Genomic DNA, 23,107 nt, shown 5'->3' with positions numbered 1-23,107 from the left:
CGGGGATCGATTAGTGTTCGGTGAGGCCATACAGCGAGCTGCGGCGCTGTAGCATTTGACCACCATCACGCGTCAGCGGTACCCAGCCGACTGCACCGCGTTTCACCGTAGGTTCAGTGAACAGCAGATCAAACGGTATGGAGACATAGAAACCTTTGGTGAAGCTCCCTTCCCCATATTCAGCAGCGCTGACGTTGGTCTTGGTCGCAAAGGCACCCGCAATAATCCCGCTGTCAAAGCGGCGAGACAGATCGAGGGTTACCCCTTTGTCCCCTGCCAGATAGCGGCCCACGCTCACTTTTGCCACCGCACCTTCCACAAACGGCAGTTCCCAGTACGCGGTCAGATGGCCCGTTACCACATCGTAATCAGCCATTCTCATGATGTCGTTCCAGTCGCGCTGTTTAACATAGTTAACATCCATACCAAGCGCCCAGCTTTTACCGAACGGACGATACAGCACTTCAGAGCCGACCCCCGCGTACATCATTTCCAGATAGCCGCCGTAGACCTGGGTATACCAGTCCTGCGCCGGATTATCAGTGCGAGTTAATTGCAGATTGGTCAACAGCAGATCGGAAGAGGTAATGTATTCACGCACCCAGGTTCGGACACGCGGCAGCGCTGCGCCGTCGGCCGGTGGGGTTTTGTAGTTGAACTTGTCGTAGTTATTCACCAGGTTCAGCGTCGCGGTTCCCCCTACGCTCCAGTGCTCGCTCAGACGGTAGTCCACGTTGCCTTTCAATGCGACCTGATACATGTAGAAGGATTCAGGACCACCGAAAGACTGCGTCAGCGTCGGATCTAATGAATACGTCAAACGATCGGGTTCTGCGAGGAACACCTGCTGACCACGTACGTCGGATACCGGCTCTTTGCGATGCGTTTCAGGTTCCGGTTGACCCAGCGGGACGGCAGCTTGTTTAACCTGATGGAAGGCTTTGGCATCCACTTCCGTGCTGGCAATCGGTAAACGCTGGCTGCGCTGAACAATATGGTATTCATCAACACTACCCGGTACGTGATTTGCCAATACCGTCGCGGCACGCTGTGTTGCCTGTTCACTATCACGATACTTTGTCTGATCGGCAACAATGGTGACCTGCTTTTGGTCCGCGTAAATATCGGCGTCTTTAAAGCCAGCCTTATCATTCAGCTCTTTCGAGACGAGCTGCCAGTTTGTGCCTTTGCCATCCTGCACTGGCGCATAGACGGGTGGTGCATCATCTAAATAGTTCGGCTTCAGATCGTTGAAATTAGTGCGGAGGGTAAAGCCCCACATCAGGGTATTGCCGCGCTGCCACGATAACGTGGTATCCAGCACATCCCCTACCCGATAGACCGCACCGATGTTGAAAGGGGAATCGTGTTTCAGCTTCTGTGGCACACCATTGGATGACGTTCTTTCTGCACTGTAATCGTTACCGTCATATTCAAGCTTCAGGCGTAGAGGATCCCAGGGTGTCTGGTACTCAACGCCACCAAACAGTGCAGCCGGTCCGTGGAAGAAATTACCGACCTCAAATTCTCCACCTGTACCTGAAAAACCTTCACTACGCTGGCAGAAACTCGCTTTCAACGAACAGGCAGGGTTTTTAATATTGCCGCTCTGGCCCATGTTGCCCCAGCCCATACCCAGCGTGAAATCAAACGGCCCCATACGCTTACTGGCTACCAGATATTCGCTATCAAACAGGCCGGTACCAGCAATATCGCGTAATCCTACAGAGACATCCGGCATCCAGTAGCTTTCTTGCCACAAACGCGCTTTGACATCGAATGACTTATCTTTGTAGGTTTGGCTACCGCTGAAACTCGGGTCATCACTATAAGGACGAGTACGGATGTCAGTATAACGCACCGTCGTTTCCAGCCAGTCAAAGAGCTGGAGCGACAAGGAATAACGCCGATATTCCTCATTATCACGGTAGTTAAGGCTAAATTCGCCCGTTTCTGCCATACGTGCTGTCGGCATCTGCAACAGACCTGTGCCACCAAAATCAGACTGTGATACCCCCGCAGGCTGAAAGCGCAGATTCGGGTTGGTCGCAGTACGGCTGCTTTCTGTTTCAGCCGCCATCGCCTGTGCACTCAAGATGCTGCCAATCGCCAACGACAGACAGCCTAGTTTAACGTTTCTGTTCTTTGTCATTCGAGTGGAGTCCGGTTAGCAAGGTAGTCAGCAAGCTGATCGTTAAGTGATGACATATCCTGTGGTAGAACCGAGGGATCAAAGCCGATAAAGAGCGTTTCGCCCGCAGCGGGTTCAATATGCTGACGATTCCACAGCGCCAGCGGCACTTTACGCCACTGACCGTTGCCCCCAATCAGATAGCCGTAACTGTTATCCGCTCCTGCAAGAAGCCGACGTCCAGAGAGATAATTCTCGACCGACCATCCGGCACGCAGCGCGACTTTTCCCGATGTCTCTAGTTCACCCACATCAGCAGAGGTATTCACCAGGCCGATTAGCGACAGCTTGTCATCATGCGGTGCCACATACAGTGCATATTCCCCTACCAAAGGGCGATTGTTTTCTATATAGACACGCACACGATCGGGATCCAGCTCCGTGCGGATACGGCCAGCAACATTAATCGGGTCGATCGTCTTTCTCAGAAGCCAGGCGGAAATAGCCAAATCGCCATCGCCAGAGTTACGCCAGCGCGTTTCCAGCTCAGCCAGCTTTTGCAGCAAGACATCCCCCTGTGCGCGTACCTTCTGCGTTGTCGCAAAATCAGAAATAAACGCCGTTTGCCAGTTGATATTCTGTGGCCAGGAAACCTGTGCGTAAAATTGTTCAAGACGCGTACCGTCGTCCAGTTTAACGACGGCGATCGTCTCTTGAGGCGATTTCACCGTCAGTTGCGCAGACGTCGCGACGCCGGAAACCAGCAGCAACAAGGTAGCAATACGATTGAGTGCCAACATTACAGCCCCTTATTGTACGTAGGGTTTTAATACGGTGAAGGTGACCAATGCCATACCCGGCCCCATATACTGCTGGCTTTGGACCACACTTCCATTAGCCGGATCCAGCCAATAGCTATTGGTATAAGATTCATTCAAAGTGGGGACAGTAACCTGTTCATCGAAGCGCAGCAGCTCACGCGAGGTATCCAGAATCTTTACGGTTTCTTTACCGCGGGCCTGAAAAACAGACGTCGTAGTGTAACCACCACGGAAGACCTGAGCCCATTCAACCCGGCTTTGCCATGTCATTGGCGTCGATGTCTTCAATAAGCCTAACGTCAGGGGATCCTGTTGCAGGTTATCCACATAGGTAATGTCTTCGCCGAAGCCCTGCGTTTTCACCAAGCGCCCATGCTGGGTCGATACCATATTTTTATCGGCCCCAATCCATTTCAACTGATTCTGCTCGGCAAAAGCGAGCACAACAAACGCCTGTGGCGCTTTCCCTACCTTCAGATAGGCCGATGCATAGGGTGTATTGGCAACCTGTGTAGCTGTCACATGGGTGTCATCCTGACCGAAGAACGCCAATTTAAACGTTTTCCCCACTTGATCCACATTTTGGGAACAGCCAGTCAGCACAACCGATAAAAGAGGTATGGCAATCAGCGCTCTCACCTTTGCCATTCGTTTTATTTTTGTCATGGAATGCAGTTCTCGTTGAACAGCGTAGCCCGGAAAAAGAAAGGCCACCGAAGTGGCCTTGGAGTTGAAACGAAATTAACTACGAGTACCCGTAGTTGCCGTCGTTGTTCCCGCAGGAGAGCTGTTATCGTTGCTGGAAACAGCAACTGCAACAGCAACACCGATCGCCGCAGCAGTACCGACAGCAATCAGAGCAGTAGTACCAGCGGCAAAGCCAGCACCACCAGCACCCGCGGCACCAGCAGCGGTAGCGCCAGCGGTCGTGGTGGTGGTAGAGGTACCAGCAGCAGTGCTGCTAGAGACGCCATCAACAGCAAACGCGTTTGACGACATGGCCAGTACCGCAGCCAGCGTGATTAACGTTTTCTTCATTACGATTTCCTTTTTAACATGAAGTACTTCAGGGTGGGGTACCGTCGAAAAGACCATACCCCGTCCTTCATTCCAGCCAGTACAAGGGCAAAATATCTTATTTTGCCTCGTTCACCGACCGTTACCGGGATCCTCCCAGTAATGAGTTACAGTTCAATGGCGATAAAACTATCTGTGGGATAAAACCCACTCTGACAAGCAACACCAGAAAGTAAAACTACAACTCAATTTTTGCAACACTGTTAAAAATAGCAAGATCCCGATGTAATAAACAGCAATGATCTCGGTAAAAAAGCAGATTTCTTTAATGAAATTTACAGTATTCCAGAAAAAAAGTCATAGATATCTTAACGATATCTATGTGTTCATTGAGCAATATAAAAAAACGCCAGATATTTCCTAATCTGGCGTTTTATTAACAAACAGCACTATCTAAGCATAAGAAACGATTATTCCAACCATTCGGTATGGAATACGCCTTCTTTATCCGTACGCTTGTAGGTATGCGCACCGAAATAGTCGCGCTGAGCCTGAATCAGGTTAGCAGGCAGCACGGCGGAGCGGTAGCTGTCGTAATAGGCGATCGCCGCAGAGAACGTTGGCGTCGGGATACCTTGCTGAACGGCGTAAGATACCACGTCACGCAGCGCTTGCTGGTATTCGTCTGCCACTTTCTTGAAGTAAGGCGCCAGCAGCAGGTTAGCGATGTCCGCTTTCTGCTCATACGCATCGGTGATTTTCTGCAGGAACTGGGCGCGAATGATGCAGCCAGCGCGGAAAATCTTGGCGATTTCGCCGTAATTCAGATCCCAGTTATTCTCGTCAGATGCCGCTTTCAGCTGTGAGAAGCCCTGTGCATAAGAAACGATTTTACCCAGATACAACGCACGGCGAACTTTCTCAACAAACTCGGCTTTATCACCACCGAATGGCTGAGCTGTCGGGCCAGTCAACACTTTAGACGCCGCAACACGCTGATCTTTCAATGAAGAAAGGTAGCGGGCAAAAACGGATTCCGTGATCAGAGACAGTGGTTCACCCAGATCCAGAGAGCTTTGGCTGGTCCATTTACCGGTGCCTTTATTCGCCGCTTCATCCAGAATCACGTCAACCAGATATTTACCGTCTTCATCTTTCTTTGTGAAGACATCGGCAGTGATTTCAATCAAATAGCTGCTTAGCTCACCTTTGTTCCACTCGGAGAACGTCGTGGCAAGCTCCTCATTACCCAGATTCAATGCCTGCTTGAGCAACGCATAGGCTTCCGCAATCAGCTGCATGTCGCCGTATTCAATGCCGTTATGCACCATCTTGACGTAGTGGCCTGCGCCATCAGCGCCAATGTAGGTCACACAGGCTTCGCCGTCAGCACGCGCGGCAATCTGCTCCAGAATCGGGGCAACCAGCTCATAAGCTTCCTTCTGGCCGCCCGGCATGATGGAAGGCCCTTTCAGCGCGCCCTCTTCTCCACCGGATACACCTGTACCGATGAAGTTAAACCCTTCAGCGGACAGCTCGCGGTTACGGCGAATCGTATCCTTATAGAAGGTGTTACCGCCATCGATCAGAATATCGCCTTTTTCCAGGTAAGGCTTCAGCGATTCAATCGTTTTATCGGTTGCTTCACCGGCCTTCACCATCAGCAGAATACGGCGGGGTTTTTCCAGGGATTCGACAAACTCTTCAACGGTGTAAGAAGGCACCAGTTTTTTACCCGGATTTTCCGCGATAACTTCATCGGTTTTATCGGAAGAACGGTTAAAGATGGAAACGCTATAGCCACGGCTCTCAATGTTCAGCGCCAGATTGCGCCCCATCACCGCCATACCGACAACGCCAATTTGCTGTTTGGACATTAAAGCAACTCCTGTCTGAAGGATAACCTGCCTGCAACGACGACAACGATTCGCGTTGCGACCCCGCAGGCAATTTAAAAACAGGCCAACATGGTAACTCAGCTTTGCGTGAGTGGATAGTGATTGGTTTGATAGCGAAAGCTTGCCCAGCAGGAGCATAGGGCGCGGAAAAGAAAAAACCGCAGAACCATTCAGCAATCTGCGGTTTTACAGCGTGTTATCACTCAATATTACTTTTTCAGCAGCGCCTTAATACTTTCTTTAAATTCAGCGCCAAACTCAGGATTACGTAATCCATAGGACACAAACGCCTGTGCGTAACCCAGTTTACGGCCGCAGTTAAAGTTTTTGCCCGACATCTGCACAGCATCAACCTGCTGAGTCGCAATCATATCGGCAATGACATCCGTTAACTGAATACGTCCCCATGCGCCAGGCACCGCTTTTTCCAGCAATGACCAGGCATCGGCGGTTAAGACATAACGCCCAACCGCGGAAAGGTCAGACCCGGTTTCAGACGGCGCTTCGGGTTTTTCGATCATCGACGTAATCGCTGCGGCATCGCCTGGATTTACCAGCGGTTGCTCACAATCAACGACAGAGTACTCTGGCAGCACTTCATAAGGACGATGCTTCACCAACACCTGACTACGTCCTGTTTCTTCAAAACGGGAGATCAACAACGCCAGATTTTCCTTCGTCTGATCGGCCGTGCTTTCATCCAGCACCACATCAGGCAACACCACCACAAACGGGTTGTTTCCAACGATTGGTCGGGCACAAGAGACCGCATGGCCTAACCCCAGCGTTTCTCCCTGGCGAACGTTCATGATCGTCACGCCTTTCGGACAGATAGACTGTACTTCGGCCAGCAGTTGGCGCTTGGCACGTTCTTCCAGCAGAGATTCAAGTTCAAACGAGGTATCGAAGTGGTTTTCAATCGCGTTTTTCGACGCATGCGTCACCAGAACAATTTCTTTAATCCCCGCGTTAACGCATTCGTTAACGATCTTCTCTATCACCGGACGGTCAACCAGCGGCAACATTTCCTTAGGAATTGCCTTGGTCACCGGTAACAAATTCATCCCTAAACCTGCAACAGGGATAATAGCTTTCAATGATGTCATGGATTGACTCTCTTCAATCTGATGGTTTTTATCTAACTGTTTTGATCTGGCCGATCATTTTCACCCTGCGAGGGTAATGCCCAACGCCACGCATGACACTAAGATTACACCCAATCAGCCACAAAGCGATCTCAGGAATCGACTTTTTCTACTCCCCCTCACATTGATAGCAGATTCAACCTGCAATATCGGAATAGAGAAGGTACCAGGCGATGCTGAACCGAAGCGCCGATTGAGTAAGCTGGGGCTTATTTTAAGATGAGGAGTCAGCGACCTTATAAAATCAGTTCTGCCGTAGTAACCGAAGAATATCCTCAGTTTTCTCAATCATCAGAGCATGGTCGGCTTTAGACTCAACGTTTAAGCGAACAACAGGCTCAGTGTTAGAAGAGCGAAGATTAAAGCGCCAGCATTCAAATTCCAGACTGATGCCATCGGTTTCATCGACAGACAACGCTTCCGGTAAGTATGCAGCTTTAACACGATCGATCGCTTTAGCGGGTTCATTCAGCGTAGAGTTGATCTCGCCAGATGCCGGGTAGGCCTGCATTCTTTCACTTACGAGATCTCGCAAGCTTTTCTCTTTTACACAGAGCAATTCCGCAACCAACAACCACGGAATCATTCCAGAGTCACAATACGCAAAGGAACGGAAATAATGGTGGGCACTCATTTCTCCACCATAGACAGCGTCTTCTTGCCGCATGCGTTCTTTAATAAAGGCATGACCCGTCTTTGACATAACCGGCTTACCCTGCTGGGAGTTGACGATATCAATAGTGTTCCAGCTTAACCGAGGATCATGGATGATTTTTGCACCCGGCTCCTTTTGAAGGAAAGCTTCGGCTAATAAACCGACGATATAGTATCCCTCGATAAATTCACCAAGATGGTTAAACAGAAAACAGCGATCAAAATCACCATCAAACGCAATCCCCATATCTGCTGAATGTGCGATTACCGCATCAGAAGTATCTTTTCTACATTCAGGTAACAGCGGGTTGGGAATACCATTCGGAAATGAACCATCGGGTTCGTGGTGTACCTTGATAAAGGTTACAGGGATATTTAATTTATTGAACTGTTCCTCTAGGGCATCAATAATATGACCTGCAGCACCGTTGCCACTATTAATAACCAGTTTCAACGGTTTGAAATTTTCAGGCTTAATGTAACCCATTAAATGTTCAATGTAACTTTCAAGTATCGAGATCTTGGTGTAGCTTCCACGGGCGTCCTGCTGGACGGGGGAGAAGTTATTTTTTTCAGCCAATAACTGGATATCTCGTAACCCCGTATCACCACTGATGGGTTTCGCACCACTGCGAACCAGTTTCATACCATTATAATCAATTGGATTATGGCTTGCTGTTACTTCAATACCACCATCAACTTCAAGATGGAAAGTCGCGAAATAGACCTCTTCAGTACCGGATAATCCGATATCCAGCACATCAACACCTGCGTCCATCAGTCCATTGGCCAGAGACAACTTCAGGCTCTCACTTGTCAAACGAACATCGCCACCAACAACGACACGCGTAGGCTTGAGCAATTCGCCATAGGCACGACCAATGCGGTAAGCAATGTCATCATTTAATTCGCTTCCCAAACGACCACGAATATCATAGGCCTTAAAACAAGTTAACTTTTCCATGATTTATCACTTCTTAAAAAACTGGGGTATTTTAGATAAATTTTTTCCTGCAACAGCACTTAGCCAAGGTAATTTATTACTCTTCATCGCCTTAACATCTTCTTTTGTTTTCATAATCATATTGGATAAAGAGCGATTACTTACACCACCGACCCTCATATTTATAATAACTTTAGGTATATACGCTACTGTTATTTTATGAATCCAGAGATAGCGAAGTAAAGAATCATAATCGGCCGATATTTTATATGACAAGTCAAAAGAGCCAAAACGCTGATAGCAAGAACGCTTCATATAAAAAGTGGGGTGCGGTGGCATCCACCCGAGTTTCATTTTCTTTATATCAAACCCACCGCTTACCCATTTACGAACAATAACATTACTGTCTGTCGTGGATATATAGTTTAAATCACCATATACGGCATCAGCATTTGATACGCGCATGGCCTCGACGATGTCCATCACGGCGTCTGGGTAAGCAAAAAAATCATCTGAATGCAGGAAGCCGATAATATCGCCAGTCGCAGACGATATTCCTTTATTGAGAGCATCATATATTCCCTTGTCTGGCTCGCTCACAATAACCGACACTCTACTACAGCTGCTTTGAATTAAAGATAACGTATTATCTTTAGAACCACCGTCGATGATAATATATTCTATATCAGGGTAGGTCTGCGCATTTAATGAATTTAATGTATCAGATATTGTCTTAGCACTATTGTATGTCGCAGTGATAATACTTACTTTCATTTTAATACCCTACGCTAATAGTGCCGACGCGCAATACATCATCCTCACCCAAATAAGCACCGCTGCGAACTTCTATAATTTCCAACATCACTTTTCCGGGATTTTCAATCGCATGTGATGTACCAATTGGGATATAAATTGACTCGTTTTCTGATACTAAATGCACTTCATCTCCCTTATGAACTTTAGCTGTCCCTGAAACGACAACCCAGTGCTCTGCCCGGTGATAATGAAGTTGTGTCGCCGTTCTTTCTCCCGGTTTGACGACAACCCGTTTTACATGATACCGCTCACCTTCCGCAATTTGATCATGAGAACCCCATGGGCGAAACACTTCCCGATGCTGTAGGTATTCACAGCGATCGGAACGTTTCAGTTTCTCAACTATCGCCTTAACATCTTGGACGCTATCTTTACTCGCTACTAAAACAGCATCTTTTGTCTCAACGACAATAAGATTATCAATACCAACCGTTGCAACAAGTTTATTCTGAGAATAGATATAACTACTATTGGTTTTCTCAGTTAAAACATCTCCACGAATCGCATTTCCATTCTTATCTTTTTCTGCAATATCCCACAACGCGGACCATGATCCGACATCGCTCCAGCTTGCATCCATTGGGACGACCACTGCATCACTCGTTTTTTCCATCACCGCGTAATCAATGGAGTCATCTGGACAAATGTGGAAAGCCTTACTATCTAACCGAATGAAGTCTAAATCCTTATTAATCCCTTCAATCGACTTACTACATGCCTGATATATTTCAGGGCTATGACACTGTAGCTCTTTCAAATAGCGAGATGCTTTAAACATAAACATACCGCTATTCCAATAATACTCACCAGTATCCAGGTAGTTTTGGGCACTAGCTGCATCTGGTTTTTCTACAAAGGAAGATACGGTAAAAGCGCTCTCAACCGATGAACCCCTGCGAATATATCCATAACCAGTCTCAGGCCGATCAGGCACAATACCGAAAGTCACCAATTTACCTTTTGATGCATGCGCAATCGCCGACGAAACTGCTGCGGTAAACGCATCTTCATTCTGTATAGCATGATCGGCGGCCAGAACCAGCAGGATAGGATCGTCACCATTTTGAATAGCCTGCAGCGCAGCCAGGGCAATAGCCGGAGCCGTATTACGTCCTACGGGCTCTAAAATAATCCCACTATGTTTTATATTTTTTTGTCGCAATTGCTCCGCAACAATAAACCGATGTGCCTCGTTACAAATAAAGAGAGGAGATTGGTGTTCTATATCATGCAATCTCATTACAGTATCTTGCAACATTGTTAAGTTGCTGATTAACGATAGAAATTGCTTTGGATATAAAGTTCGCGATAAAGGCCATAAGCGAGAACCAGAGCCTCCGGCCATAATAACTGGTAAAATCATAAACAACCCTTATTTCAAGAAATAATTCTTAGTATTTTCATGAACATCTGGACTTGACAACAATTGGTCAATTTCGAACCAGTTATAATTATCATGTTGCTTATTCGGAAGCTGAGATAAATCAATATCAAGGTTTAACTTGTAGGCCAAAACAACATAATGGGTGGAAAAATCATCTCCAGAAAAATTATCCGTATAAAAATGTTCGTATGGCCCAATGAAATCTGCTGAGCTAAATGCTACATGAACATTTAGCTCATCTAACGCTAACCGAGTGAAAGCACTAGAGATAGTCTCATCTTTTCGTATTCTGCCACCGGGAACAAACCAGTAATCTTTAGCAGGAAGGTTTAGCCGTTTTCCTAACAATATATGACCAGATTTATTCTCAATGACAAAATCGATAGATACCAGAGGCGTCTTTTCAACAATGGTCTTAAACAGATCTCTTTCCAGGAACGCTGACATATTATTTCCTAAAAGAACTTTGATTAGCCAAGAACCAGTTGTATGTTTTTAACAACCCTTCTTCTAATTCTATTTTATATTGCCATCCTAGTTGTTTTAATCTGGAGACATCCATTAATTTTCTTGGTGTACCATCAGGCTTGCTGGCGTCAAATACCACATTGCCCTGGTATCCAACCACTCTTGCCATTGTGTTAGCCATTTCACTGATGGTGCAATCAACGCCAGTCCCGACATTGATATGTGACAGCATAGGATCGGTATGAGCATCATAGACAGCCTTATCCAGTTCCATCACGTGAATAGAGGCTGACGCCATATCATCCACAAACAAGAACTCTCGCATCGGCTTGCCACTCCCCCAGACTACAACCTCAGGAGCATTTGAAACTTTAGCTTCATGAAAACGACGCATTAAAGCTGGAATAACATGAGAATTTTCGGGGTGGAAGTTATCATTCTCCCCATAAAGATTAGTCGGCATTACGCTACGATAATCTCTACCATACTGTCGATTATATGACTCACATAATTTTATCCCTGCTATTTTGGCAATGGCATAAGGCTCATTTGTCGACTCCAAAATATCTGTTAATAAAGCCGACTCTTTCATCGGCTGTTCAACAAGTTTAGGGTAAATACATGACGAACCTAAAAAAAGCAATTTATGCACACCAGATTGGTGCGCATAATTTATGATATTGCTTTCAATCATTAAGTTCTCATAAATAAATTCTGCCGGATAAGTATTATTCGCATGAATACCACCTACTTTGGCCGCAGCGAGATAAACTTCATCAATATTTTCTTTGGCGAAGAAATCTCTTACTGCGTTCTGTGATGTGAGATCCAACTCATCACGTGTACGAACAACTATCTCGACATCATTTCTTGCCTGGAGCTGCCGTACAATTGCAGAGCCGACCATACCTCGATGGCCAGCAACATAAACGCGTTTTTTCATTCTTATCTCTCCACAGAAATAGATACGTCAAATCCGTGTTGCTTAAGTAAGACATGTTGTTTCGCGTTATCCAGATCTGAAGCAACCATTTCGGCACACATTTCGTTTACTGTGATTTCCGGAACCCAGCCCAATTTCTCTTTTGCTTTTGCCGGATCGCCCAAGAGGGTCTCAACTTCCGCAGGTCTAAAGTAACGTGGATCTACTTTGACGATAACATCACCCACTTTAACCGCAGGCGCATTATCTCCCGTGATTGATTTTACTGTCGCGATTTCATCAACACCGCTACCGCTAAACTCGAGCTCAATCCCTGCTTCCAATGCTGACATACGAACAAATTCACGTACTGTAATTTGGTAGCCAGTTGCAATGACAAAATCTTCTGGATTATTTTGCTGCAACATTAGCCACTGCATACGGACGTAATCTTTAGCATGTCCCCAGTCACGCAGAGAGTCCATATTTCCCAAATGCAGACAAGACTCTAGTCCCTGAGAGATATTGGCAATAGCTCGAGTAATTTTACGAGTAACAAATGTTTCACCACGACGAGGAGATTCATGGTTAAAGAGAATACCGTTACAGGCGTACATTCCATATGATTCACGGTAGTTTACCGTGATCCAATATGCATATAGCTTCGCTACAGCATAAGGCGAACGAGGGTAAAATGGTGTAGTTTCTCGTTGAGGAATCTCTTGCACTAAACCGTAAAGTTCAGACGTTGATGCCTGGTAAAAACGCGTCTTTTTCTCTAATCCATTAATACGAATCGCCTCAAGAATACGCAGTGTGCCAATAGCATCAACATCAGCGGTATATTCAGGTGACTCAAAAGACACAGCAACATGCGACTGGGCACCGAGATTATAGAATTCATCGGGCTCAATTTCTTTAACGAGACGAACCAGGTTCGAGGTATCCGTCAAATCCCCATAATGTAAATGAAGATTTTGACCATATTCCTCACTAATATGATCAATACGTGTCGTATTATAAGAAGATGCTCTTCTTACAATACCGTGAACTTCATAACCTTTTTCTAGAAGAAACTCTGCCAAATAAGAACCATCTTGACCAGTAATACCACTAATAATTGCCTTTTTCATGTATATTCCTAATAAAAAACTATTTCACAAGGTTATTTAGTTTCTTGCTATTGACTTCATTAATTAATGAAAAATAATTTTCACTGACAACGCGGTAAGAGAAATTTTCCACAACAAAATCCCTTCCTAAGCGCCCCATACTCTTCCTTTTTTCTGACGAAAGGAGGAACATATTCTTTATTGCGTAAGCAAAAGCGCAAGTATCAAACTGCTCAACAGTAAATCCTGTGCGCTCATTTATAACAATATCTTTCAGACCAGAAGTTTCAAAACAAATCACCGGCGTTTCACTCGCCAAAGCCTCAGCAGCGACTTGTCCAAAAGATTCAACAAGAGAAGGAATCACAGCGCAGTCTGCACATGAATAAAGCGCTGATAGCTCCGCAGGCTCTGTAATATGCCCAACCCGTGAACAAGAAAAACCTGAAAACGCTTCCGATGACTTTTCTGCACTGCCAAAAATTATTAGGCGAATCCGGCGAAGATCGCTTTCTGATATCAAAGACTTTAAATGGTTCAAAGATTCCTCAAGCTGTCTTCCGCCTTTTATCGGATTTTTATTACCACCAATCGCGCCAAAAATAATCAGAAAGTCATCTTCGGAAAAACCCATTTTATGTCGAAACTCGTTGCGTTCCTGAGCGCTCAATGGCTTAAAAACATCAACGTCTATTGGATTAGGTAATAATCTAATATCTGCACCCTTTAAAATCTGGCTTTTTTTAGCTCGATCAAGCATCCACAAAGAAGGAACGGTATAAACGATATCTTTTCTTTTACTCAATATTCTCTTTTTAACTTTCCAGGTATAAAAAGACCAATTTATTCCTTTAATCCCTTTCTTGAAAAATTTATACCCATTTATAAAATCAAGATCCAACTCTGGATTGTCATTTTTACACTCAAGATCAACTTGTGCATAATGCTCAACACCGCAGTACAGCCATTCATCATGTAATGTAAATATCGAGCCTTGCGGAGTCTTATCAAGATCAAAAATGCTCAACGTATCATTATTTATCCAGTGAAAATGATGAACATCATTGATGCAATTGAAAGAGTCAATAACTGGTTTATAAGAGAAAAGATTTAAAGAATGTTTTATTGGATTATTATCAACCTGCATCTTCACTAAGATAAAAGAAATTACTCTTTTAAAAAAAGACCACCTTCCAGAGTTATCCTGATTAATAAAATCGACTCTATACCCATTGTCTAAAAGTAAACATCCAAATTTTTTCGCCGCAATTGCAGCGCCTCCCTTAGACAAGGAAAAGGAGATCAGTTTCACTTTAATCATTAGTAATATGACTCTATTTGTTTTTTATTAATTTCATCAAAATTTATCAATGATATATTTGAACAAAACTCATCATACCGCTCACTCATTTCTGATATGGCATGACTTAACGAGAGCATATCATTAACAGGGAAAATTATTCCTGCTTTGTATGCTTCGACCAGATCTTGTCCACATCCAACTTTATCTGAACAAATAACAGGTAAACCATATGCAAGCGCTTCTTCAACAACTAATCCCCACGGCTCAGAAGTTGAGGGGAAAATAAAAACATCATGCTCCACAAAAATAGAGTTTAGTTCAGAATTATTAACATATCCTTTGAACTGAACATTTTCACCGGCCCTACGTTCCAAGTACTCTCTCTGTGGCCCATCGCCAACAATAGTCAGTGACAACTCCGAATGTTCGCGGAAAAAACTCAAAAGAAAATCCAAACCTTTTTCTTCAGCTAATCGGCCAACATACAAAAATCGGCCACGATAGCGGTGTTTATCATGTTTAACATGATTATCCATAGCGTGATTATTCAAACCCACTCCGTAGGTAGTGATAATCTCGCCTGGAAAATACAGTGACTCAATGAGTTCTCGATGAGGTGCACCGCTACAAAAGGCTGTTGAAATTCTACTCAGAAACAACCTTTTGATTTTTCCTTTTAGTCCAGAAACCACACTCTCATAGCAAGTAGACTCGATCACAACGGAGTTTTTCGCGCGCGGGCTAGCGAAGGCTACCCCCCAAAACTCAATAAGATCCCATCCACCTATGACAATTTTTTTATACTCAACGGCTCTTAATAATTTCAACAAATGAAACAAGGAAGCGTACTTCTGTCTTAACTCAAAACCGCCTTGATTGATGAATTTATATTCGAAATTCATTGTACCTTTAATAAAATCTTCATTTCTTATTTCAGAACCACTGGAAATAAAAACAACAAGAATTTTTTTGTTTTTTGCAATCTCGTTATAAAGATTTATTTTGTAAAAAGCAGGGAGGTGAGTAACAAATATAATGTCATACATAAAAATACCTGGCGTTGGATAGTCAAGAATTACGAAAAATAAAATCCATCAATTTATTACTTGCACACTCAGGTGCCAGTAAGTTAAGGACATTACTTTTTCCTTCCTCAGCAGTTTTTCTAGACCAAGCTATGTCATGTATGACCTTATCAAAAGCGTTTATAATCTCGTCTTCTGAATCAGTACTTAGAAAAATCGCACCATTATTACCCAACACATAGCGAACATCACTGATATCCGTTGATATCACCAACAAACCAGAATTCGCATATTCTACAACTTTAGATGGAAACGTTGTGTTAGCAAGAGCGCCGCTGATCGGTTTCAACGCAAGTCCAACATCACAATTGACCAACAGCTCATGATAATCAGAGTTGCTCAATCTTCCATGGACACGGACAGCAGGGAATCCCTCCTCGTTCATTAGATTTTTAAAGCTATCTAAAGACGGACCTTGCCCGGAAATCTCAAACTGAACATTACGCCAACGTTGACTATCTGAACGCATCAAACGAATCGCACTAGATAGCCGCTCAGCTCCGGTGTCCTCAGATAAAGATCCGGATAATAAAATAGATACGTTGTCTCTACCAAATACGGCATTCTCTCTTAACACAGGACTCACCGTGCCGTAATAACAGGTCGTATGCTCTATTTTGGTCATCGAAGACAGTGCAGAGCACGCTAGCATTGCGCCATCTTTGCAAAAAGTATCATAGAGCCAAGGAACTATTGACTTAACTTTCTTTTTGAATGATTTGCCTTCATTAGAGACAATCTCTCCATCTTCAATATCTATGATTCTTTTTGTTCTAAAAATCACTGAAACAAATAGGCTTAAAATATAAGCAGGCAAGCGATTATAGAAGATCACAGCTTTATCTGTGTAACCACCTTTAGCTATAGAACAAGCAGTAATAATGGCTAAATAAAAAAAGGTCAGTAACTCAGAAAATAAACGAATATGTGTAAAAGGTAGATAGGTAATATTTACATTACCTTTTTTTATTTTTTTGAGATTATAAAGTTTAAAACCGCCATTTGCTTTTCCTCGCCCCATGCTAATAATATCAACATGTACGTGAGTATCAGCTAATGCATCAGCAAGCATAAATACCTTTCTGGATGCTGCTGGGCTGTCTGTCGTTATACTTCTTTCACTTCTAACCACATCATCAATAGCATTACAAACGATAATAATTTTCTTCATGGCAAAATACGCTTAACCTTAGCGGGCACACCAGCAACCAGAGAATTTGGAGGCACATCATCAGTGACGACAGAGCCTGCAGCAACAATAGCGCCTTGACCTATCGTAACACCACCCAATATAACTGCCCGAGCCCCAATCCAACATCCCTCTTCTACAGTAATTGAGGCTGCGGTTCCTTTGCCGGCTCTTCTTTCACTACCACCGATTTCATGAGAACCAGTAATGAAACTCACTTCATGGCCAATATCGCAATTGTCTTTTATTGTCACAATAGCCATAACATTAGAATATATGCTGACATTAGGGCTCAACCAAACATTATTCCCTAACAAAACTTCGCCATTACCGTAAACACCACCGCCACCGCAATAACAGACGTTATCACCGACATGGACTTTAACAAGCTTGAGAAGTAACCGTCTTAAAGAGAAAAAGCGAGATGTCGGGAGGATGCTATGTAGCATCCTAACAAAGAACCTAAACATACAGCCTCTTTTTATGTTAATTCAAGAATTCACATCAAAACAGAATGATTAATAAAAGGTGTTTTTACTAACTTCGTTTGAAAAACAATACTCGCAGAAAAAAAAGAAAAATTATCACTAGCAATAACTGCCATAGCATTTCGCTAAAGAACCCACGATAAAAGTGTAATGTGTAATATGTAAAAAATGAATAAAGAGCCACTTTAAAACACTCTGAATAATAAGACTCTTTCGTATAACACGTCGTATTATATATTAGTCTTGAAAAGAACCCTAAAAACCCACAAAGAAGAATGACAGCGATAAACCCACCATTAATATACATATCACCAAATAACGTAGCGACTGTACCGCCGCCTGTATTATACTGAGATGGGTTATAACTAAATGAAATCACCCTGGATATACTTTCGGGTTTATCTGGCCATATACTACGTGGCACGAACATGAAAGGTGTGCGTAGAACGCCGTTTTCAATTCTTATAAATGAGTCTTTTATAATATTGATATACATCTCAAATGAATTAAAAGACTCTAATGCAGTTACGATTAAATTTTTTATATCATAAAAATCAGATTCTAATAATCGATCAATGATAAACATCACATCATTATTCTCGCCCCTTCCGCGTTTTAAAAGCAAAATAAGCATTACGAAAGGTGCACAAAGCGCAATTAACAAATAATGATAAAATCTCACAGTAAACATTTTAAAGTAGTGACCATAAAAACCCCATATTATTATTTGTTGTATAATTAACATTCGAGTAGGGGAATCAAGCACACTCAGTAAAGACAATGAAAAGCACAACCAATACCTTGCCCTACTTCCTTTTATATAGAAAAATAGGAAAAGAGTAATAAAAGTAGTTTTTAATATATACAGTATAGTCAAGTAGGGATTATTGTCCGCGAATGAACTGGTGTAATCAATGTCATCCCCAACCAAATTATCCTTAAGAACAAAACTCCCTAACAAACTAGAAAAAATAAACAAAAACGCAATAGTTATAAATACATTTAATATAAATTCTTTACGGGAAAGAAGATCTCTCTCAAACCAAAGAAATTTTCTATGATGAGAGTAAGCTAAAAAGAAAGATAGTGCGCCAGTAAGGGATATTATAAAAGAAAAAATAGAATATATATCAAACTCTGACAATACAAACGGAATAATTATAAAATACACATAAAAAAACAAAAAAATAAATTTATAGAATCCTTTTCCAAAGGGCCCTGTCAGTTTGTTATTTACTGAACGCAAGTCAATCATTTTATTTTTTCCAGATAAAAACCAGTTTAATAAAACCGATCAAAAAGCTACTGCTTAAAAAAAACCGGGCATCCGGGAAAATAAATTTCAATGAGTATGCTTTGTATTTTCTAGTTAATTGCCTAAAGGAAAACTTACTCCACTCTACTTTTGAGCGCTTGTATACTTTTTCATTCTTAAAAAGATCTATGGTCTTATGATGATATTCAGCTATAAGGGCAAGGTTGCCCGTCGTGTTGTGGCTATGGATACGATAATTAGCTAAATTTTGAGGTAAAACATCCAATGTACCACCATTTACTGTCAAACTAAGCCATAAAAATAAATCCTCAACTTTCAGGTCCTCCCTGAAATTGTTCTCGGTCAATTTATCTCGACGGATTAATATTGTCGCAGGAGGTATTTTATACCCTTCAATCATAATCCTTTCAAAATCAAACACTTCAACTTTTTCTCTAACATCTCCTAGCGTAACATTATTACACTCATCAATCACATTCACCTGAGCACAACATGCGACACATGAATCATGAGCGGTCATATACTTGATTTGTTCTTCAAGCTTCTTCTCCAACCACATATCATCTGAGGCTAGAATAGCAAAATAGTCGCCATTACATAACTCAAGGCCTCTTTTTAGCGTTTTAGATAGTCCTTCGTTGGCTTTATTTATATAAATAAAATCATGATGTTTTTTTAATTCAGAAATTTTCTCATGAGAGTTATCGGTAGAGCCATCGTTTAAAACAATTATCTCAACAGGCGAGTAGGTTTGATTTAAAACGCTAGTTATAGAGTCCACCACATATCTTTCATGGTTATATACAGGAATAATAACACTGACTAAATTATTTTTTGACATAATAACCTTATTTAACTTCACACACCAATAATTGCCAAGATACTATATTTAAAGGCGATGGCGACAAACTCTATTTAGATTAAGACTAACAAACATCATGTATAACAAGTAGTTAATCAAGTAAGCCAAATTCGCTCCTTGCGTGCCATAAGCTTCAATCAAGAAATATGCCAGAACGACAAATAACCCACTAAAAAATATTTCTGTAAAAACAAACCATTTTGTCGCACCTTTAGAAATCATGGGATAGGCATAAAGCCAACTGACAATTTTTATCACATCACCAACCAGTTGGATAGCAAACAGATCCCTAGCATCTCTAAATTGTTCGGTAAATAGCAAAGATATAGCGACATCTCTTAAGAAATAAACACAAACAGCCATCAAAGACACAATAGGAATAATGATGAGCAACGTTTGGTTAATTTCTTTTTTTATATCCTTTACATCCTTCAATGTCGACAACTTAGGCAGGAAATACGTACTCAGTGCTATCGTTATTACACCGAGATAAACTTCTGAAATCTTCCATACAGCTTGCCACTGCCCCGCACTTTCCCAACCGACATTAGATATCAAAATATTACGTACTGCAATCAACGCGATAGGAACTGTTAGAGAAGAAGTAATGGCCATTAAAATATAGCCGCCTATTCTCTTTTTATGCTCCTTATCAACCCCCTGATTTCCCCACCAAAAGCGTAAGGCAACCCATGGTTGGCGCAAGACTCCGCATAAAAGCACAATCCCAATTAATCCCGTTTGTATGGATGCAGCTAATAATGCTCCGGTTATTCCAAATGTAATAACCAGAGTGATCATTAATATGCATGATACTGCAGTAGAGATCGCACCAAGAATGATGTAAAGGCGATATTGCTGATAACCATTAACCACAGAGTTGACTAATGTCCCTACAGCTGCCAATGGTAACATTGCTGACGCAGCCCAGATTATCCATGCATAATCAGGATTGCGAAATAGCCACTGTGCAAGCGGTCTTGCAAACAGGAACCCAGTCGGCACGACAATGCACAAAATAACCGCCAACCACCAGGCACTAGCCTTCCACCAAGGTGAACAAGCGCCTATTCCCTGTTTTTCATATTCAGCAGTGTAACGTACTAACCCACTACCGACAGGAGCGTTCACAATCCCATTTAAGCTCACAATCATACTTTGGATCTGGCCCAGCATAGCCATTCCTGCTGGGCCAGTATAAATGGCGACGACTTTAGCAATAATAAAACCACTTCCCATTCTTGCCAGTGTTAGTAACCCACTGAAAAAAGTCACCGAAAGTAGTTTTTTCATCCTCGGAACTCATTAATCACAGCAATAACTTTCTGCACATCTGAGTTCGTCAGAGTTGGTCCCATTGGCAGGCTTAGTATCTGTTTGTGTATACGCTCTGTGGTTGGGAAATCACCTTCAGAAAGACCTAAATTGCGGTAAGCCTCTTGAAGATGTGGCGGCGTAGGGTAATGAATTAAAGTTTGCACGCCGTTGGCCGTAAGATAAGCCTGCAATTCGCTCCGACGATCGCATTCAACAACAAACAGATGCCAAACATGCTCTTCATATTTTTCAGGAAATACAGGTAATTTAATGAGATCGTTCTTTATTCCAGAACAATAAAGATTGGCAATTTCCTGTCTTCTGCTATTACTCTCATCTAGTGATTTTAACTTCACAGAAAGAAAAGCGGCCTGAAGCTCATCCAGTCGGCTATTAACACCTTGATAGAGGTTTTCGTATTTTTTATGTGACCCATAGTTGCGCAAAGCCATTAGTGTTGCAGCCAATTCATCGCTGTTTGTTGTTATCGCGCCAGCATCACCAAGTGCTCCAAGATTCTTACCGGGGTAAAAACTAAAACCGGCTGCATCTCCCCACCCACCTACTTTTTTACCATTAAAAGCAGCACCGTGAGCCTGAGCACAATCTTCCAATACCAAAAGCTCATATTCTTTAGCAATTTGTAGGATGTCATCCATTGGACTTATTTTTCCATAAAGATGAACAGGTAAAATTGCTTTTGTTTTATCGGTGATCGCTGCTCTTATCTTTTCAGAAGATAAGTTATAAGTATCTGGATCAGGTTCTACTAGTACTGGAACCAGATTATTCTCAGTAATCGCTAAAACTGAAGCGATATAGGTATTAGCCTGGACAATAACCTCATCCCCTTCCTTTAACTTCCCAAGTTCTATCCATGCCCGAAAAGTTAAAATAAGTGCATCCAACCCATTTGCTACACCGATGGCGTGCTTTACGCCACAATAATTTGAGAATTCTTTTTCAAATGAAGCAAGTTCGGAACCTTGAATATACCATCCTGAATCAACAACCCTTTCAAAAGCTGCCAATAAATCTTTTTTATACTCATTATTGATTTTCTTTAAATCTAAAAAATTTATCATTTTAGTTCCTTAAAAAATTTTTGTTCAGCTTCATCTATTTTAGATAACTCAAGATAATCAAAAATATTTAATCCATTATAATCTCTGATATTCAAATCAGCACCTAATGCCACTAGTTCTTCCATCAGATGATAATCCTTACTTTTTACAACATAATTCTTTAAGTACATTGCTACGGTCGTGCCATTATAATTAGTGTCATTGACATCAGCTCCAATCTCCACCAATTTTTTTATAAGCTCGATGTTGCCATGATAGGCCGCAACAATTATAGGACTCCATCCTTTTTCATTTTTTTCTAACAAAATATTATGGAAAGGTGCTTCTAAAACAAGTTCTTCAAAAGTAGCACTCTTGCTCAACTCTAATATTTTAGAAAAATTATCTTTGAACAACATTATATTGTAATCAATCGAAGAGAGAATAACATAATTATAATTATCCTCGACTACAGAACCAGCTTTCAATATTGATTTATCTTCCAACACTTTTGAACCAAAAATATCATACCCTAAAACTTTAGGGAGTTGATAATAGCGAAAAGTGAAAGCGTTAATTTGCTGTTTTATTTGAAATGCGGTTCTGTTTAGTTCTATTTTTACATTTTTATAATCAATGCTTTTTTTCGAATAATAGCTTGAATTGATATGGTTTTGTTTTTTCCTTTCGTACTTCCCTTCTATCAAATCAGGAAAGACGTCCTTTACTAATTGAGTTCCATATCGGATATACTTTAAATATAAAGAACCTGCGGTTTCATTCTCATCAAGCAAAAACTCTTTCTGAGAAATAATGTCACCGGTATCGATCCCGTTATCGATCTCATGAAGCGTAACACCAGCCTTTTCTTCCGCATTAATAATAGGCCACGCTGATGTATACATCCCCTTGTATTTAGGCAGATTAGAGAAGTGAATATTAAAACAGTTACTTTTCTTAAATTTATTCGTATCAATAATCTTGTCAAATTCTAAAGATATAAATATCCCTTCGACCAGATATGCATCTTCTAACGATAAAATTGGAATATCATTAGCACTACAAAATTTTTTGTATGACCGTTGGAATGTATCGCATCCATTATCAGTGCTGTTAGTTACACCAAATATTTTTATTTCAGGGTATTTTTCTATTAGCCATTCAACAACATCAACTGCGATATTGTTTTTACCCGCAACAATGACATTCATT

21 protein-coding genes are annotated in these 23,107 nt (G+C 42.2%); all 21 read right to left on the bottom strand.

Annotated features, from left to right (window positions below; all coding sequences use genetic code 11):
- Positions 1–10: 10 nt before the first annotated feature.
- The 21 genes from R9X49_RS02965 to R9X49_RS02865 all read right to left on the bottom strand — a co-directional run bounded on the left by R9X49_RS02965 (position 11) and on the right by R9X49_RS02865 (position 23,106).
- The gene (locus tag R9X49_RS02965; protein WP_319847147.1) at positions 11–2,152 is read right to left on the bottom strand and encodes a YjbH domain-containing protein; all 2,142 of its coding nucleotides are present in this window, start codon (positions 2,150–2,152) and stop codon (positions 11–13) included.
- Complete coding sequence (locus R9X49_RS02960; protein ID WP_319847146.1) at positions 2,149–2,931, bottom strand: capsule biosynthesis GfcC family protein; 783 nt, start codon at positions 2,929–2,931, stop codon at positions 2,149–2,151. Before R9X49_RS02960 ends, R9X49_RS02965 begins: the two co-directional genes overlap by 4 nt.
- A 9-nt stretch (positions 2,932–2,940) precedes the next feature.
- Positions 2,941–3,618, bottom strand: coding sequence for a YjbF family lipoprotein (locus tag R9X49_RS02955; RefSeq protein WP_319847145.1), 678 nt, complete (start codon positions 3,616–3,618; stop codon positions 2,941–2,943).
- Between the two features lie 75 nt (positions 3,619–3,693).
- Positions 3,694–3,990, bottom strand: coding sequence for a hypothetical protein (locus R9X49_RS02950; RefSeq protein WP_319847144.1), 297 nt, complete (start codon positions 3,988–3,990; stop codon positions 3,694–3,696).
- A 449-nt stretch (positions 3,991–4,439) separates the two neighbouring features.
- Positions 4,440–5,846 carry an NADP-dependent phosphogluconate dehydrogenase gene (gndA, locus tag R9X49_RS02945; RefSeq protein WP_319847143.1) on the bottom strand — a complete coding sequence of 469 codons (1,407 nt, stop codon included), beginning with the start codon at positions 5,844–5,846 and terminating at the stop codon, positions 4,440–4,442.
- A 230-nt stretch (positions 5,847–6,076) separates the two neighbouring features.
- Positions 6,077–6,973, bottom strand: coding sequence for a sugar phosphate nucleotidyltransferase (locus tag R9X49_RS02940; RefSeq protein ID WP_319847142.1), 897 nt, complete (start codon positions 6,971–6,973; stop codon positions 6,077–6,079).
- Positions 6,974–7,256: 283 nt separating this feature from the next.
- A complete protein-coding gene (gene cpsG, locus R9X49_RS02935) occupies positions 7,257–8,630 on the bottom strand; it encodes a phosphomannomutase CpsG (RefSeq protein WP_319847141.1) in 1,374 nt (457 codons plus the stop codon).
- Positions 8,631–8,636: 6 nt separating this feature from the next.
- Positions 8,637–9,383 (bottom strand): glycosyltransferase family 2 protein, encoded by a 747-nt coding sequence (locus tag R9X49_RS02930; RefSeq protein WP_319847140.1) that lies wholly within the window; start codon positions 9,381–9,383, stop codon positions 8,637–8,639.
- A 1-nt stretch (position 9,384) separates the two neighbouring features.
- On the bottom strand, positions 9,385–10,788 hold the full coding sequence (locus R9X49_RS02925; protein WP_319847139.1) for a mannose-1-phosphate guanylyltransferase/mannose-6-phosphate isomerase: 1,404 nt from the start codon (positions 10,786–10,788) through the stop codon (positions 9,385–9,387).
- 9 nt (positions 10,789–10,797) lie between these two features.
- Positions 10,798–11,256, bottom strand: a complete 459-nt coding sequence (locus R9X49_RS02920) for a GDP-mannose mannosyl hydrolase (RefSeq protein WP_319847138.1) — start codon at positions 11,254–11,256, stop codon at positions 10,798–10,800.
- Between the two features lies 1 nt (position 11,257).
- The gene (gene fcl, locus R9X49_RS02915; RefSeq protein WP_319847137.1) at positions 11,258–12,220 is read right to left on the bottom strand and encodes a GDP-L-fucose synthase; all 963 of its coding nucleotides are present in this window, start codon (positions 12,218–12,220) and stop codon (positions 11,258–11,260) included.
- A gap of 2 nt (positions 12,221–12,222) precedes the next feature.
- Positions 12,223–13,332 carry a GDP-mannose 4,6-dehydratase gene (gmd, locus tag R9X49_RS02910; RefSeq protein ID WP_319847136.1) on the bottom strand — a complete coding sequence of 370 codons (1,110 nt, stop codon included), beginning with the start codon at positions 13,330–13,332 and terminating at the stop codon, positions 12,223–12,225.
- Positions 13,333–13,351: 19 nt separating this feature from the next.
- A complete protein-coding gene (locus R9X49_RS02905; RefSeq protein WP_319847135.1) occupies positions 13,352–14,632 on the bottom strand; it encodes a glycosyltransferase in 1,281 nt (426 codons plus the stop codon).
- Positions 14,632–15,660 carry a glycosyltransferase gene (locus tag R9X49_RS02900; RefSeq protein ID WP_319847134.1) on the bottom strand — a complete coding sequence of 343 codons (1,029 nt, stop codon included), beginning with the start codon at positions 15,658–15,660 and terminating at the stop codon, positions 14,632–14,634. The genes R9X49_RS02905 and R9X49_RS02900 overlap by 1 nt, the downstream gene beginning before the upstream one ends.
- A 22-nt stretch (positions 15,661–15,682) precedes the next feature.
- Positions 15,683–16,870, bottom strand: coding sequence for a glycosyltransferase (locus R9X49_RS02895; RefSeq protein WP_319847133.1), 1,188 nt, complete (start codon positions 16,868–16,870; stop codon positions 15,683–15,685).
- The gene (locus tag R9X49_RS02890; protein ID WP_319847132.1) at positions 16,867–17,337 is read right to left on the bottom strand and encodes a DapH/DapD/GlmU-related protein; all 471 of its coding nucleotides are present in this window, start codon (positions 17,335–17,337) and stop codon (positions 16,867–16,869) included. Before R9X49_RS02890 ends, R9X49_RS02895 begins: the two co-directional genes overlap by 4 nt.
- An 88-nt stretch (positions 17,338–17,425) precedes the next feature.
- On the bottom strand, positions 17,426–18,631 hold the full coding sequence (locus R9X49_RS02885; RefSeq protein ID WP_319847131.1) for an O-antigen polymerase: 1,206 nt from the start codon (positions 18,629–18,631) through the stop codon (positions 17,426–17,428).
- A gap of 1 nt (position 18,632) precedes the next feature.
- The gene (locus R9X49_RS02880) at positions 18,633–19,493 is read right to left on the bottom strand and encodes a glycosyltransferase family 2 protein (protein ID WP_319847130.1); all 861 of its coding nucleotides are present in this window, start codon (positions 19,491–19,493) and stop codon (positions 18,633–18,635) included.
- Positions 19,494–19,541: 48 nt separating this feature from the next.
- Positions 19,542–20,807 carry an O-antigen translocase gene (locus tag R9X49_RS02875; RefSeq protein ID WP_319847129.1) on the bottom strand — a complete coding sequence of 422 codons (1,266 nt, stop codon included), beginning with the start codon at positions 20,805–20,807 and terminating at the stop codon, positions 19,542–19,544.
- The gene (locus tag R9X49_RS02870; protein ID WP_319847128.1) at positions 20,804–21,916 is read right to left on the bottom strand and encodes a DegT/DnrJ/EryC1/StrS family aminotransferase; all 1,113 of its coding nucleotides are present in this window, start codon (positions 21,914–21,916) and stop codon (positions 20,804–20,806) included. The genes R9X49_RS02875 and R9X49_RS02870 overlap by 4 nt, the downstream gene beginning before the upstream one ends.
- Positions 21,913–23,106, bottom strand: a complete 1,194-nt coding sequence (locus tag R9X49_RS02865; protein WP_319847127.1) for a formyltransferase family protein — start codon at positions 23,104–23,106, stop codon at positions 21,913–21,915. Before R9X49_RS02865 ends, R9X49_RS02870 begins: the two co-directional genes overlap by 4 nt.
- Position 23,107: the final 1 nt, after the last annotated feature.

The sequence above is a fragment of the Pectobacterium carotovorum genome (assembly GCF_033898505.1).
Classification (GTDB): Bacteria; Pseudomonadota; Gammaproteobacteria; order Enterobacterales; family Enterobacteriaceae; genus Pectobacterium; species Pectobacterium carotovorum_J.
The sequence above is the reverse complement of the archived record's forward strand: the minus strand, read 5'-3'. Positions and strand labels throughout refer to the sequence as shown.

Bases quoted from the DNA above. Each gene is read 5' to 3' on its own strand.
- fcl (WP_319847137.1), bottom strand. From the start codon at position 12,220: ATGAAAAAACGCGTTTATGTTGCTGGCCATCGAGGTATGGTCGGCTCT.
- R9X49_RS02920 (WP_319847138.1), bottom strand. From the start codon at position 11,256: ATGTCAGCGTTCCTGGAAAGAGATCTGTTTAAGACCATTGTTGAAAAG.
- R9X49_RS02865 (WP_319847127.1), bottom strand. From the start codon at position 23,106: ATGAATGTCATTGTTGCGGGTAAAAACAATATCGCAGTTGATGTTGTT.
- R9X49_RS02960 (WP_319847146.1), bottom strand. From the start codon at position 2,931: ATGTTGGCACTCAATCGTATTGCTACCTTGTTGCTGCTGGTTTCCGGC.
- gndA (WP_319847143.1), bottom strand. From the start codon at position 5,846: ATGTCCAAACAGCAAATTGGCGTTGTCGGTATGGCGGTGATGGGGCGC.
- R9X49_RS02875 (WP_319847129.1), bottom strand. From the start codon at position 20,807: ATGAAAAAACTACTTTCGGTGACTTTTTTCAGTGGGTTACTAACACTG.
- R9X49_RS02965 (WP_319847147.1), bottom strand. From the start codon at position 2,152: ATGACAAAGAACAGAAACGTTAAACTAGGCTGTCTGTCGTTGGCGATT.
- R9X49_RS02880 (WP_319847130.1), bottom strand. From the start codon at position 19,493: ATGTCAAAAAATAATTTAGTCAGTGTTATTATTCCTGTATATAACCAT.
- cpsG (WP_319847141.1), bottom strand. From the start codon at position 8,630: ATGGAAAAGTTAACTTGTTTTAAGGCCTATGATATTCGTGGTCGTTTG.
- gmd (WP_319847136.1), bottom strand. From the start codon at position 13,332: ATGAAAAAGGCAATTATTAGTGGTATTACTGGTCAAGATGGTTCTTAT.
- R9X49_RS02900 (WP_319847134.1), bottom strand. From the start codon at position 15,660: ATGTATGACATTATATTTGTTACTCACCTCCCTGCTTTTTACAAAATA.
- R9X49_RS02905 (WP_319847135.1), bottom strand. From the start codon at position 14,632: ATGATTAAAGTGAAACTGATCTCCTTTTCCTTGTCTAAGGGAGGCGCT.
- R9X49_RS02930 (WP_319847140.1), bottom strand. From the start codon at position 9,383: ATGAAAGTAAGTATTATCACTGCGACATACAATAGTGCTAAGACAATA.
- R9X49_RS02895 (WP_319847133.1), bottom strand. From the start codon at position 16,870: ATGAAGAAAATTATTATCGTTTGTAATGCTATTGATGATGTGGTTAGA.
- R9X49_RS02955 (WP_319847145.1), bottom strand. From the start codon at position 3,618: ATGACAAAAATAAAACGAATGGCAAAGGTGAGAGCGCTGATTGCCATA.
- R9X49_RS02870 (WP_319847128.1), bottom strand. From the start codon at position 21,916: ATGATAAATTTTTTAGATTTAAAGAAAATCAATAATGAGTATAAAAAA.
- R9X49_RS02925 (WP_319847139.1), bottom strand. From the start codon at position 10,788: ATGATTTTACCAGTTATTATGGCCGGAGGCTCTGGTTCTCGCTTATGG.
- R9X49_RS02890 (WP_319847132.1), bottom strand. From the start codon at position 17,337: ATGCTACATAGCATCCTCCCGACATCTCGCTTTTTCTCTTTAAGACGG.
- R9X49_RS02950 (WP_319847144.1), bottom strand. From the start codon at position 3,990: ATGAAGAAAACGTTAATCACGCTGGCTGCGGTACTGGCCATGTCGTCA.
- R9X49_RS02885 (WP_319847131.1), bottom strand. From the start codon at position 18,631: ATGATTGACTTGCGTTCAGTAAATAACAAACTGACAGGGCCCTTTGGA.
- R9X49_RS02940 (WP_319847142.1), bottom strand. From the start codon at position 6,973: ATGACATCATTGAAAGCTATTATCCCTGTTGCAGGTTTAGGGATGAAT.